Consider the following 14,295-nt stretch of genomic DNA (forward strand, 5'->3'; position numbering starts at 1 on the left):
TACCCCCTTATAATTTGAATTGTGTTACCTGTTGTGATTGCCTAGAATATAGCTTCCGCCCCCACGCATAGAAACCGATGCTGCATAAAGAAACCAAAGCAAATGTTAAAAACATCGTCCTTCCGCCATAAGAAACCAATACTATTCCACCAAGCCATGGCCCAATAAAATTCCCGAAATCACTAAATCCCTGGGCTCCGTAATACATACCACGCATCCCCCTTGGTGTGATTTCATCAAGCTGGGCATATTCAGATGGAATGATCAGAATCTCCCCCAAGGTGAAAAGGACCATAGACAAAATGAAACCGCATGATTCTTGTGAAAAAGCAAAGCCAATTTCTCCAATCGAAAATAATAAACTTCCAAGAACAATCCTGCTGAAAAGTCTAAATCTCTCAGACCATCTTGTTATGAACACTTGTGTCGCAATCACGGTTATCCCATTGATGCTCATTAAATAACCAAATAGCTTTAAGCCATGATGAGGATTGGTTTTGTTTAAATATTGGGAAAGGGTGACAGACATTTCACCGTGAACAGCTGTGAGTAAAATACTTCCGCATATAAAAAGAAGTAATACCTTATCCCGTAAAAACACCTTCCATGACTGTGATATCGTTACCTTTTCGACCACTTCGGCTTCCGTCATACTAGTTGCATTCTTATATTGAAGTAAAAATCCCATTATTAAAAAATATCCAGCATAAATCAGTGAAGTAAAAAGAAATGCCGTTTTGTTCCCCGCAATCCCAAAGTAGGTTCCAATAATCGGACCGACTGCATAACCAATATTCCCCGCTATATATCGGTAGGAAAACACCCTGGTCCTCTTTTCCTTCTTAGTCAAATCTGCAATTAATGCCTTCGAGATTGTTACGAAAAATGAAGAGAAAAGACCGCGAAGAATATTTAATAAACAAAGAAGCATCGAGTTACTCGTTAAAAGAAATCCACTAAATACAGCTCCTAAAATGAGTAATGAGAATAACATCAATCGATTTCTGCCTAAAAAATCGGAAAGAGTACCTCCCAGAAACCCGCCAATGGTCGCCGTTAAAGCACCTGCTCCGACAATCATCCCAATCGTAACCGGTTCTAAGTGTGCTGAATTCATTAAATATATTGGCAAAAACACTAAACTAATGGAGGTCGTTAAACTGCTGAATACTGTACCTACTATTAATAGAGGAACAATTGGATGATATCCCATTAAGTTAGTTAAGATTCGATTCATCTTCCTCACCCTGCTAAAGTTGACTTGTTTTTCTATGTCTCATTGTACGGTGACTTTAAGTCACTTCACCCGCATACTTTTTGAGTAGCTCCGCATGATTTTGTCGTATGCCCGCATGGACTTTCACAAGTAAAACACCCTAAAGAACAGTTGATTTCCTATATAAAGGCATAAAAAAAGAGCTTGAAATGAAGTTTCAAACTCTTTTTTTACTATTTAACTTCTTTTTTCCCTAATATAAGTCTTCCGCTGGCAGTATTCCTAAACTTTTTGCTTTTTTAATTGCCTCTACCCTTGAATTAACACCAAGCTTTTGAAAAAGCTCAGTTAAACTATATTCCAGCGAGCGTTGGCTAATTATTAATGTTTTGGAGATCTCTTTATTGCTATGTCCTTTTGCCAATTCTCTAAGAAGATTTTCTTCTTTGTTGCTGATTATTGCCGATTCATTACTTTTATCACTCTGCACCACTATTTCTTGACGTCTTAACTGCTTCAATAACTGCATCGGGATAATAGCCTCTTTTCTAGCCGCACTTCGTATAGCTTGAATCAATTGATCTCTAGTTGACGTTTTGGAAATAAAGCCAGAGACACCGGATTCCATTAGTAAATTAAAGTGAGGCGCTATATCAAATCCGGAATATATAAGAATGATGGCATCTGGAACAAGCCCGAGGACTTGCTTCGCCAAATCTGCACCATTAATATTAGGCATGTAGAGATCAAACAAAATAACATCAAAATGATGGAGGCGGACTAAATCAGAAACACAATATACATCTGTTTCTATCGTCACATTCATATCTGACTCAGATTCTATTAACATTTTAGTCCCTTCAACAACCGATCGATGATCATCAACTAGTAATATTTCCATTGTAATCCCCTTTTTGCTGTATAGTGGCAGGAATATAAACATCTACATGAAAGCCCTTTTGTGGGGCCGAATTCATATACATATCACCCTCTAAGCTTAAAATCCGGTTTTCAATACCTGCTAACCCCATATGGTTAAATGACCCTTCCACAAGCGATATATCTGCCCCTATTCCATTATCTCTATAACAAAAATGAATCTTATCCTTATAATAGCCAAGTTTCATTGTTACCTTTGAAGCCTTTGAGTGCTTAGATGCGTTATTCAATAGCTCCTGAACAATTCGGTAGAGTCCTAGAATCTGGTCTTCATTTAGCACTATTTCTTTCTCACTAGTTAAAAACTCAATCTCATAATTGGAGAACATTCTGGTGTAAGAAAACAGACTTTTTAAGGATTCTACCAACCCCATTTTCAGAAGAAATGGTGGTCTTAGTTCATTGCAGGTGATACGAATTTGATGAATGGCATCGAGCAACCCTTCTTCAATTTGAAATAGTTCACCCTTAACCTCCTCACTGAAAAGCGCGGATGAACGTAAAGATTCGAGCTTCCGATACCAAATAATCAAGTCCTGCAAAACAGAATCATGTAAATCACTTGATAGAGATGCTCTTTCCTTTTCAGAAAGTCTAAATAAAAGCCGTAACATCCATTTTGGTGTCTCGTCATTCGTTACCATTTCTTCTACACGATTCATTAAATCCTCAATTAACTGCAGGTTATCATAAAGTATAGTGACATAGTGAATGGCTGTTTCAAGCCATTCCTTCTCCATCTTAAGCAGGGTTTGGTTTAATTCTATTCTTAAATAGACCTGCTGTTCCTTCTCGCCTATTTTTAACCATATTTCGTTAATACTTCTAAATGTAGGATTCTCACATCTCAGCACTTCTTCTATTGACACATTTTTCACTGGTAAAACATTTTTGACTTCTTCCACTAACCGATTTTCTAATTCTGTTACCTTCATAACATTAGCCAAGTCATTAGAAAAACGGTTAATGCTTCGCTGAAGAAACTTATATCTCTTTTGACTATAGATTAACTCTTGCTCTCCCTTTTTACGCTCGGTAATATCCTTTACAATCCCATGGACCCCATTAAGTTCCCCAAAAAGAAAAATTGGCACAAAGGTTATATTGACAATCCGCAAACCACTACCATTTCCAGTGATACGACATTCAACATCTCTTGGTTCTCTCTTTTTCATCACCTCAGACAGCATTTCATAAACAGGAATATGATCTTCATCAAAAATTAATCCTATAAAACAACGGTCAGATAGCTTATCTTTTTCGAGACCAGTAATTTTTTCAAATGAATGATTAGCATTTACAAAATTACCTTTTAAATCGATGGAAAAAACACCGTCCAAATTGTTTTCAAATAATGATTTGTATTTTTGTTCACTTTCCTCAATTGCCAGCTCTGAGCGTTTCTTTTCGGTAATGTCCAGCAAAATTCCATCTAACCTTTCAATTGCACCATTGCTGTCCAAGAACGGATGGATAATCATCCTCACCCATTTTATTTCGTTATCAACGTGGATAAACCGAATGATTTTATTCACTGGTATTCCCATATCCAGGGTATTCTTTGTTTCCCCCATTAGCATTTCATTATCATCAGGATGAATATGATCATGTATCCGTATCGGGTTATTGATTATTTCACGCCTCGGGATCCCCGTTATTTTCTCAATGCTTTCCGAACAAAAGGAGTATTGATGAAAGTCCTTATCGCCCGACATAACAGCTGCGTTTACACCTTCAAGGATATTTTCCAGCAACTGCTCTGTCTTTTTCCGCTTTGTAATATCTCGAACTGCAGCAACGACGTATTTAACATCACCGAATTCGTCTAAAACCGGTTTTACCCGTGTCTCTACATAGAGGAGGGAGCCCTGTGAATGGAATATACGGTAATCTAGTTCCACTGATGTTTTTGATTGGATAACTTGTTGATGAGATAATCGAACACGTTCCTGGTCTTGAGGATGAATAATAGTAAATGCATCCATCCCTTCGTACTGTTCAACCGTATAACCTAAAGTTAAGTGGATAGAAGGAGATACATATCGTACAATTGCATCATTATCAACCAGAACAATGATATCTAATGTGTTTTCTGCCACTATTTTGTAAATCTCATACTCCTTTTGCGCATCCTCCATTTTCAGTACAACTCCTTTCTTATTTGTCTTTTAAATCGATACTTTTGTGACTATTATATAGAAGGCAGCAAGCTTTCATCACGCAAAAATATGGCGAATGTCCGCAAGACTTTTCTATGTTTTAAATCCTTTTTATGTTTTTATGGATTGGAAATTTTCTTTCAAAGAATAAAACAATAAGAAAAACCGGGAAAAACATTGCCCGGTTCTATTAATTTAGTTATGAATATCCATTTGCTTATACTGTTTGCCTTGGACTTCTTTATAATATTCCTTATACATTTTTGCTTCATGTTTTTTTACATGAAAATATCATAGGAGTTGTAGGTACTCCATCAAGTTTTAATAACTTAACGTTCTGCATTTAAAGCTTTAATGATCACTGGCAGCTCACCTAAATCATGAATGGTGAAATCCGCTTCTATATTACCCTCGCTGCAATTCTTCTTCCAAATTCCAATCATTCCGACATTTCGCGAAGCTTTCACATCATTTTCAGGATGATCCCCCACAAATATGCTTTCCTTAGGTGAAACATTCAGTTGTGCTAGGGCTTTTTTAAATATTTGCGGATCGGGTTTCTTTATTCCCTCCCACTCTGATATTAAAATGGTGTCAAAATACTTCTCAATACCAAGCGCCTTAATATTCCCTAACTGAAATTGCCCTTTTCCGTTTGTGATCATGCCAAATTTAAGATCCATCCTCTTTAAATCTTCTAACATACTGATGAGATTAGGAAATGATACACAATGATGTTTAAAAGTACAAATGTAATCATAAAGTAGTTCTTCCCATGATATCTCTGTAATCTTATATTCATCTACTAGTTGTTGATATACCTTATCTTTCCACACATATCCATGATTATCTAATTCCAAAAATCTAGTAATGTATATCTCTTTCGGAATATGACCTAATATTTTCTTAAACTTATTATATTGTGAATGGATGAACATTTTTACCGATTCATCCCTGTTTAACAAAGTTCCATCTAAATCAAATATAGCTGCTTTGACCAATTTTATTTCGACTCTCCCTATTATTTTATGCTCCTTCTCCTATTCGGTTTCATTAATGGGATTTCCTTCTTAGCGATACAAAATAAAAACCGCCCTTTTTGGACGGTTCTTTCTAATTATATACCTTTGTCGATTAGCTCATTAAAGTAAACAATATTTGTATCAAAATCTGGGACTGATTTTTCTTGTTCAGCTTTATGAACAAGTTCCACTAGTAAATCGTTGAATGGGGTTGAAATTCCTACTTCTTTCCCCTTCGAAGATACAACACCATTTATATAATCAATTTCACACTTTTTCCCTTTTTCAAGATCTTGGAGCATGCTTGCCTTTAGTAAAGCTTGCGGTTGAAAGGCAACCTTAGCGTATTCAGCGGCTTCATTTAAGTTGCTTCGATCTTTATTCAGATTGAACTTTTCAATTTCAAGACCGCCCATTTTTACAAACTTGACACCAATGGAATGCCCTACTTTAATGGTTTCATCCGCTAATCGAATAGCGGTTTCTAATGCCGTTTCATTGTTTAAAACATCTCCATATGTGCATCCGAAAACAGCTGAAGTACCACTCATTGCAATATTTATCATGAGTTTAGACCATTTTGTTCCTACAAGGTTGGTAGATATTTTCGTCCCACCTACAAGGTCTAATACTTCTTTAATCTTTTGAACTCGTTCCGTAATCGTTCCATCCAACTCGCCAATTTGAAAAGCATTAGCCTTAAAGGCAGATTCGGCGGAAGTTAATTCAGAAACACCAGGTTTAACCCATGTCGCACCGAATTCCACAGAACCCCCGATCACTTTATCTTTGCCAATAATTGCAGAAACAGCTTCTTCCGGAACACCGTTTTGAAGTGAAAGTAATACACCATTTTTACTTAGGTACGGTTTAATATTCTCTAAAACTTGCTTATTAAAAATTTGTTTGGTTAATAGAAGGACAAGATCGTAACGGTCGCTCATTTCTTCCGGAGTGATGGCTTTAACAGGTACATTTTCATTAACTGTACCAACAATAGTCGCACCCGAACTATTTAAAGTATGGATATGTTCTTGATTTACATCAATCAGTTCAACATTTTGATTGCCTTTAGAAAGATAAGCACCTACGATGGTTCCTAATGAACCTGCACCATATATTGCAATTCTCATATGAATTCCTCCTAGATGACGGTTCCACGATGTTTTAATATACACTTTTTCTACCCTGAATTCCGTCGGTTTATTTCAAATTTCATTAAAACCTTTACTTTTCAGCTAAATAATCATATATAACTGTTGGAGATGCTAAAGACAGCTCCGTTAAGATGTGCGAAGCCGAAACGACTTCAAGAACTGGTAAATCAGCCATCGGCGCAAGAGCGTGTGCAAACAGTTCCAGTCTTGCTGGACCGGACCAAGCACCGAGTATTTTGATATCGGTAATTTGACTTCGTACTAATTCACAAATTCTTGGATACCCGTCATAACCAGGCATTTTTTTCAACATATAATTTGGTTTAACAATCTCTTTTAATGCCTCCGAATGATCCAGCGGGAAATGCTTATAGCCCATGGTAGCTGTTGCTACTCGTAAAGTACCATAATCCAAGATTCCCACTAAGGTATCAGAATCCACATACAAACTTGGCTTGCCAAGTTTCTTAGGATAAGCCGCAATTTCCCGGCCTGAAGCGATGGCAGGAAAACTATCTACATACATTGCATGGAGATAATCACCTTCCTCTCCTTCAAAGCTGACAGGTATTACTTGTCCGCATTCTGTATAAGATCCTAGCCCTGTTACATCCGGCATTTTCATAATTTCAAATCTTACAAGAGGATCTTTAACCTCTAATGGTTCTGGAACGACCTTTCTCAAGCTTTCAAGGTCGGTTCTATATAAAATGTTCAGGTATTCGCGATTATAAAAACGATACGGCCCCAAAGGATACGCGCCTGCATCTAATGGAGTCGTAAACTGCTTAACCACATCTTCCTTTTTCATCCGAATGACACCTTCCTTTTTTACTTTGGTACAGTAATTTACATTATGGTAATTAGCATTTCCTCTTTTACCAACTACCTCTAATATCATCTTAAACCTGAATTTACATTTAATCTAATACATAATAAAATATAAATATATTTATTAAAATAAATGAGGTGCACTAATAAATGGAGTTGCTTCAATTAAAATACTTTCAGACAGTAGCCTATACAGAGCATATTTCTAAGGCAGCAAAACAACTGAATATCGCACAGCCTTCATTAAGTCTAACGATAAAAAGACTCGAAGATGAATTAGGTACAACCTTATTTGACAGGAAAGGGAGAAATATCCGGTTGAGTTCGACAGGAAAAATTCTTTTGAAACATGTGAACAAGATTTTTACCGAAATTGAAAATGCAAAAATGGAAATTCAATCTCAGGATCAGGACAATTCCAGTACCATTAAAATATCGATTTCCAACCCAAGATTCCTAAAAGGATTAATTAGTGAATATATTACCCGGTATCCTAATACGAAAATACAACAGGGGATAGGAGTAAAAAGTGAGATACTGACAAGCTTGAAAAAAGGAGACATTGATTTAGGGATAGCATGTCCTCCCATAACGGACGAAGCGATAGCAAGTTGTGTGCTTGTTGACGAAGATATCGTGCTTGTCTTACCTTTAAATCACAAGCTTGCAGCTAAGTCGGAGATTTTGTTAAGCGAAGTTGCTAATGAATCTTTTATTTCTTTGGCCAATCACAAAGAGTACATCAGTTTTACAACGGAGTTATGTCAAAAAGCTGGTTTCACACCAAACAATATTTTTGAAGTAGACGGGGATCTTTTGTTAGAAATAATCAAACTCGATCAAGGTGTAGCACTTCTTCCGATTTCAGTCTGCAAAAAGTTTAATTTACATTATATAAAAATTGCCGATATGGATTCTGCCTTTACTGTCGGGCTTTCCTGGTCGAATGATAAAATATTATCCTCTACGGTAAGAAACTTCCGTGATTTCATTATTTCTTACTTTAAAGAGAACGATGAAAAGTTCAAAGTTGAATGAAAGAATTTGCAAAAGATTCCTGTTTCTTCAAACTAGTACGATTTATAATATGTATTTGTTAAACTTTATCGTTTATTTTCCATTTAAATATTTTCTTTTCAATCAGTAGGCAGTTCTCTACGATCATCCGCTACAGGTAGTTTTTCAAACCAGCCATTTTTAATAACAATTTTCCCGTAATTAGGCAAAAGCTTGAATACTCCTAAAATGGCTTCCTCACAATACCCAACTACATCCATTCGCAAGCTTGAAACTAAAGCTGTTCCGTAATACGACGTGGAAGCTCCTAAAAGAAATCCTGCATTAATCATGATTAATTTATCTGAAAATGGTGCAACCTTTGAATTTGTAATATGAGTGTCCAAAAGACTCGGAATATGAAGATTCTCTTCTCTTAACAGTGTAGAAAAAGTTCCATAGTTTTTATTAATCGTGATTAAACCTTTCTCAAGATGTTTACGAACTTCCTTGTTTTTTGCAACTTGGCTGAATCCGAGACATATCCCCTTTGCTAAACGAGTCTTTGTCAAATTAAAAAAAATATTCCCAGCTTCTGCTGAATTCAATGGCCTTTTCTTTCCAATTACATCTAATGCGTAACCTATGTTTGTAATATATTCAACTTTTTGCGGGGTAGAGAAATTAGGAGGATGTTCATATAACCCTTTAGATAAAAGAATATCCACGGATTGGTTATATACTTCCATAGCATCCATATTATATTGAAAATAATAATCTCGAATGTCTCTCCTTGAAGAAGTTCCAAAGCAAAGACTATATCCAGTCAAACCATGATTCGTCATCGTATGTAAGTAATGTAACCAAAAAACATCCGAAAATAGGGGTGGAGCCTCCAGATTTACATCTTTATCCGTAAGTCCATTTGGCAAAGGGAATTTTTCTAATGCAAAAAATTCTTTTATTCTTTCCTTGTGTTTTTCTGACAAGCTTAAAGTAAATTCAAACAAGGCGTGTATTTCAGGATCCTTCACCGTTAATAAAACATGCTTACAAATACAAATGGACATTGTTTCCTGAATATATTGGATAAACAAATTTGTAATTTCCGTTGATGTCAATCGAATGGTATCCTCGCCCAATTTTACATACCTCCAAAATTGATACTAAAAAATCATCCTCAACATTTTCCACTGTATTAAAAGGTATTTTTCCCGACTTTATTTCTTATATGTGTTCATGAAAAAGCCTCTATTACTAGCTTTATGAAGTAAGAAGCTGAGATGTATTTTCTATACATCATCAATGAATTCCCCCAACACGATCACCATCACATTAACCAAATAACTGATTACTTAAGTAAAAAAGCTTAGTTTCCAGTTTAGTCAAACAAATAAATAAGAGCTGTCGATTTCGTTGATCTTCAGCTCTTTTACCTTTATATATCTACACCCAGTTATCATCTGAATTGTCATCCCATCCGCCAAAATCATTGTTATCTTGTTGGTCATTGGGATTGTAATCAACACTGTCAAAATTACGGTCCCCATTATCCTGATTCCAATCATCCTGTGGCTCCCGATCCATTCCCTCCCTCAGTTGATTGATTTCATCCTGCTGTAAGATATTTTGGTCTTCTAATTCCCGCAATAGTTCATGATCCTCGAGATTCTGCAATGATTGGTACTGATCAAATCCAATTCTGCCCTGTTCCAATAAATAGGTCAGTAATGCGCCAGCTGCCAACCCACCTGCAAAAGTGCCGAACCGTCCCATCCCTATGCCTCCTGTGTTCCAGGAATTAGTCGGCCCATAATAATCCGGACGCTCATTATATATCGTTCTTCTCGGTTCGTAAACTTGCGGCCGGTTACGCAGCATCAATGGACGAATGATAAAAAAATGGATCAACAAAATGATGATAATAATCGCAATGAATAAAAACATCCTGCCTGAACCCCCTTTTAAACGAAGAAACTTTTTTCCTTCTTATTTTATACTGTTCTCCTACTTTTAATAATGAAACATTTCATAATAAATAAAAGGCTGTTTTCGTATTTTATCAAAGAATAATTATTCCGCATTTGTTAAAATAAATATGTAACTTCTTATCGGTGGCTACTTTATGCTATCGTCTACTAGACGGTTTTGCACGCAAAACCTGATAGTATCCCGTATATATTCGTTAAAAGGAGGAATTTTTGATGGATATTAATCAATATTTACAACGGTTTCGTGTCGAAGATGTAAAAGAAATAAGTCTGGAGACACTAAATCAACTTCAACATATGCTTCATGTCCCTTTCGAAAATCTCGACGTAATCCATCGCATTCCAATAACATTAAACGTGGAAGCTTTTTATAATAAAATTGTTTTAAACAATCGCGGCGGTTTTTGTTATGAATTAAACGGATTATTCAACTGGCTGTTACAAAGCCTTGGTTTTAACAGTTACCTTATTTCAGGCACAATCAATCGCCCCGACGGATCCTGGGCTTTGAAAGGAAGCCATGCTTGTCTCATTGTCGAAATAGATCAACCGTATCTGGTAGATGTAGGGTTTGGCGATTCCGTAAGAGGACCGATGCCATTGACTGGAGAAACAAAAGAGGATGTTAGTGGAATATATCGAGTTGTAAAGGTAGAAGACACTTTTTACGATTTACAAAGAAAAAACAATCAGGATTGGGATACGTTATATCGTCTCGACATAAGCCCCCGGGAGCTGAATGAGTTTAAGGATGCCTGCTATTTTAATCAGACTTCACCGAAATCTCATTTCACACAAAAGCAAATCGTATCTCTGGCAGCCGAGTATGGAAGATATACACTTTCAGGAAATTCATTCATCGTCACGCGTTTACAGGAAAAACAAAAGATGGATGTCGTTATTGAAGAAATACCTTACATCTTGAATAAATATTTTCACATTAAAAACATTTAATCGGTTAAATAGTATTTATTCCCTCGTCTACAAAATGTATCTATGTGATGGAACTTACATGTTCTATTTTAAAAACAAGGTAAATATTTTTTTGGATAGGAAAGTTAGGATTCCCTTAGAAAATGTATCTAAGGTTTTTTCTTTTTTAACTGGTGCTATTGTGTCCAAAGTGTCTGGTTCTTATGTGGGCAGATATTCACTTTACTTTTTAAGTTTTAAAAATAAGGTTATGATACTACGTCAAGAAAATAGACACAGATTTTTCTACCGCGCTTTCGCTTGGTGGCCTTCATCAAAAAGTTTAAATAAAGTGCGATTTAAACTTTTTGATGAAGGTAAAATCAAGCTGCAGAATTACTATACATTCGCTCAAATTCATTTGGTGTACAGTAGCCCAATGTTGAATGAATCCGCTTAGAATTGTAGAAGAACTCGATGTATTCAAATAATGATTTCTTCGCTTCTTCTCTTGTTCTATACTTGGTTTGATAAACTAACTCACGTTTAAGAATACCGTGAAACGATTCAATGCAAGCATTGTCATAACAGTTTCCTTTACGGCTCATACTACCAATCATATGATACTTTTTTAATAGTTTCTGATACTCAGAGGAAGCATATTGAACACCTCTGTCTGAGTGATGAATGACGCCTTTTCCCGGCTTTTGACGCTTGTAAGCCATTTTTAATGCAGAGATAACCAATTCCTTTGTCATAGTTTTGCCCATAGCCCAACCTACTATTTTACGAGAATATAAGTCCATTACGGTCGCCAAATACAACCAGCCCTCATTGGTCGGTATATAAGTGATATCCGTTACCCAAAATTGGTTTGGTTTGCTTGCTTTAAACTGTCGATCTAGGACGTTTTCACTTACTGGATGTTTATGTTTTGAATTGGTCGTAGCCTTGTATTTCTTGACTGTACAAGACTTCCATTGGTTCTTCGTCATAATACGGGAAACCGTACGCTCACTTACCTTCATGCCACGTTTATTAAGGGTTTTAGTAATTTTCACGCTGCCGTAACGTTGTTTAAATTCTAAATGGGTCTTCAGAATTTTTTGTGCTAATTTCTCGTGCTTTTTCTGCCGGTTACTTTTTGGTCGGTTTAACCATTTGAAGTAACCACTCTTGGATACTCCCAGGACTTTGCACATCTTCTCCACTCGGAATTGGGAGCGATTCTTATGAATAAATTCATATTTTACCGAGGGCTTTTCGCGAAGTAGTGCATCGCCTTTTTTAAGATTTCATTTTCCTCCTTTAAATCGCGCATTTCTTTCTGAAGAGCTTTTAAAGCAGCACCTTCCGAGGAGAAAGATTGTACAGCCTTGATTTCCGGTTGTTGACCATACTTTTTCATCCAACCATGTAATGTATTTTCGTTTACACCAACTTCTCTCGCCACTTGAGCTACAGATTTATGGTTTTCGCTAATATACTTTACAGTTTCAATTTTAAAAGACTCTTCGTATCGTTTACCATTACCTTTTGCCATACGGACACACCTCATTATAATTGATATATTTATTATAACAATCTGTGTCCACTTTTTAGTCTAGCATCATTAGTATGGATACCTGACCTTAAGGTTTTCGAATAGTAAGCATCGATCTATTTGAACTAAAAATTCACTGTCGTTTCATGTATAGTTAAAATTGGTTATTTATTACTAATCCTTTTGCTAAAAATATTTTTAACGAATGCCTCTTTATATTTGGTATATGCATTAATTCCGCTGGTTTGTTTTTTAAAATAATCCAATTTTATGTCTAAGTATTCGTTCCGCGCATGTTCATTATCATTTAAATAATCTCTGAAAAAAATAAAGTTTTTCCATAACTCTTTCTGATATTCTACAAGGTGAATGAAATGTGTTTTTACACGGTAAGTGTTATCCGTAAATTTTGCAAAAACGATTTCATTGGGTCTTTCTACTTTCAAACGCAGGAAACCAATAGTTTTAAGACCTTTTATTACTGAATTATCTACGTTTAATATATCATCAACAGCGACTAATATATCCAATATAGGTTTAGCCATCATATTCTTAATTGCTGTACTTCCAATATGTTCAATACGATTCTTACTAATATTAGTATTTTCATGTATCTCTTTCTTTACTTTCAGAAATTCATCGCTCCATTCTTCTGTATATGGTACAACCTTCACTTCATCCCCGTTTAATCCTAAGTTCATTTTGGAGCTCCTCTCAACTCTACTTTTAAATATTTTTGTTAAAATTCATTAACAACTGTCTTTTTCCGATGAATTAAATTAACTTTATTCTTTACTACAGCGGCGTAGTCCAATTCAAAGAAATACATGGCTTTACTAAGATTATCATAGAAAAAGGGAACAAATTCTAAATCATTGAATACATATACCTCTATTTGTTTGTCTCCACTTTTAAATGCTTCGGTTATCCGGTGGTTCCCATTTATACAAAATGGTTTATTATTTGTTAGGTAGGAGCTCTAAACTACCATGATAGGATTTTTGTGATTGTATTTTATAAGTTTTGGATCTTCGTTAATGTTACCTTGATCCACCGATGAGATACAGTCTGAGGGTGTAAAGTATACTGGATTCATATTTTTACTTTTAATAAGTGAAGTGGCTCCATCTATGTCTAGAGTATACTCAAAGATTCCTAAAGGGTACTCTACATATAACGAAAAAGCTTCTTGCCCAATAGGATGATTTACGGGATATGTTTCGTGCATAAAATATTCTTCAACCATTTTAAGCCACTTCTTTGCTATACTGGCTCCCAAGACAGATATACTTTTCATTTCTTCCATGCGTGACTTAAAATGCAGTAATGGATTAAATAGCTTTGATTGTTGTTCAAATAACTCCATTTTGCTCTCCATTTATAAACACCACTTCTCTAAAATGAGTTCTACATATATTTAAAAATTCCACCTAATTCAAAACACCTATTTTACTTAATAAATCCACCATTGTAACCTGCTCTCCCCCCTACCCAATATCTAGGTGGAATATTTAAAATTCTACAAATAC

The 14,295-nt window shown here is 35.7% G+C and carries 13 protein-coding genes; 2 read left to right on the forward strand and 11 right to left on the reverse strand.

The genetic code is table 11. From position 1 onward, the window contains the following. Nucleotides 1–7 precede the first annotated feature (7 nt). The 6 genes from NSQ59_RS24070 to NSQ59_RS24095 form a co-directional block, all read right to left on the reverse strand. Nucleotides 8–1,237, reverse strand: coding sequence for an MDR family MFS transporter (locus NSQ59_RS24070; RefSeq protein WP_340832920.1), 1,230 nt, complete (start codon nt 1,235–1,237; stop codon nt 8–10). A gap of 232 nt (nt 1,238–1,469) precedes the next feature. Then, entirely contained in the window at nt 1,470–2,117 is a 648-nt protein-coding gene (locus tag NSQ59_RS24075) for a response regulator transcription factor (protein ID WP_055741861.1), read from the reverse strand. Continuing rightward, entirely contained in the window at nt 2,098–4,293 is a 2,196-nt protein-coding gene (locus NSQ59_RS24080; protein WP_340832921.1) for a sensor histidine kinase, read from the reverse strand. The genes NSQ59_RS24075 and NSQ59_RS24080 overlap by 20 nt, the downstream gene beginning before the upstream one ends. Nucleotides 4,294–4,643: 350 nt before the next feature. After that, nucleotides 4,644–5,315 carry an HAD family hydrolase gene (locus NSQ59_RS24085; protein ID WP_126649546.1) on the reverse strand — a complete coding sequence of 224 codons (672 nt, stop codon included), beginning with the start codon at nt 5,313–5,315 and terminating at the stop codon, nt 4,644–4,646. Nucleotides 5,316–5,431: 116 nt separating this feature from the next. Further along, nucleotides 5,432–6,469, reverse strand: a complete 1,038-nt coding sequence (locus NSQ59_RS24090; RefSeq protein WP_340832922.1) for a ketopantoate reductase family protein — start codon at nt 6,467–6,469, stop codon at nt 5,432–5,434. Nucleotides 6,470–6,563: 94 nt separating this feature from the next. Next, nucleotides 6,564–7,304: an acetoacetate decarboxylase gene (locus NSQ59_RS24095; protein WP_055741857.1), complete on the reverse strand. Its 741-nt coding sequence runs from the start codon at nt 7,302–7,304 to the stop codon at nt 6,564–6,566. 170 nt (nt 7,305–7,474) lie between these two features. On the opposite strand from NSQ59_RS24095, the gene NSQ59_RS24100 reads away from it, so the two are divergent. Further along, nucleotides 7,475–8,362 (forward strand): LysR family transcriptional regulator, encoded by an 888-nt coding sequence (locus NSQ59_RS24100; protein WP_055741856.1) that lies wholly within the window; start codon nt 7,475–7,477, stop codon nt 8,360–8,362. Nucleotides 8,363–8,460: 98 nt separating this feature from the next. Here NSQ59_RS24100 and NSQ59_RS24105 read toward each other — a convergent pair whose 3' ends face one another. Beyond that, the gene (locus NSQ59_RS24105; protein ID WP_340832923.1) at nt 8,461–9,462 is read right to left on the reverse strand and encodes a DUF3231 family protein; all 1,002 of its coding nucleotides are present in this window, start codon (nt 9,460–9,462) and stop codon (nt 8,461–8,463) included. 304 nt (nt 9,463–9,766) lie between these two features. Continuing rightward, a complete protein-coding gene (locus NSQ59_RS24110; protein ID WP_340832924.1) occupies nt 9,767–10,267 on the reverse strand; it encodes a hypothetical protein in 501 nt (166 codons plus the stop codon). A 257-nt stretch (nt 10,268–10,524) separates the two neighbouring features. On the opposite strand from NSQ59_RS24110, the gene NSQ59_RS24115 reads away from it, so the two are divergent. Continuing rightward, nucleotides 10,525–11,265, forward strand: a complete 741-nt coding sequence (locus NSQ59_RS24115) for an arylamine N-acetyltransferase family protein (RefSeq protein WP_340832925.1) — start codon at nt 10,525–10,527, stop codon at nt 11,263–11,265. Between the two features lie 341 nt (nt 11,266–11,606). Here NSQ59_RS24115 and NSQ59_RS24120 read toward each other — a convergent pair. From NSQ59_RS24120 to NSQ59_RS24130, 3 genes are all read right to left on the reverse strand, one after another. Further along, nucleotides 11,607–12,766 (reverse strand): IS3 family transposase gene (locus tag NSQ59_RS24120; RefSeq protein WP_268888313.1). Its coding sequence is split into 2 segments (ribosomal slippage): nt 11,607–12,505 and nt 12,505–12,766, totalling 1,161 coding nucleotides; the frame shifts between segments, so codons are not numbered across the junction. Nucleotides 12,767–12,930: 164 nt separating this feature from the next. Further along, nucleotides 12,931–13,467, reverse strand: coding sequence for a GrpB family protein (locus NSQ59_RS24125; RefSeq protein ID WP_340832926.1), 537 nt, complete (start codon nt 13,465–13,467; stop codon nt 12,931–12,933). Between the two features lie 278 nt (nt 13,468–13,745). After that, nucleotides 13,746–14,144 (reverse strand): hypothetical protein, encoded by a 399-nt coding sequence (locus NSQ59_RS24130; protein ID WP_340832927.1) that lies wholly within the window; start codon nt 14,142–14,144, stop codon nt 13,746–13,748. Nucleotides 14,145–14,295: the final 151 nt, after the last annotated feature.

Source organism: Margalitia sp. FSL K6-0131, assembly GCF_038008735.1.
Taxonomy (GTDB): Bacteria; Bacillota; Bacilli; order Bacillales; family Bacillaceae_C; genus Margalitia; species Margalitia shackletonii.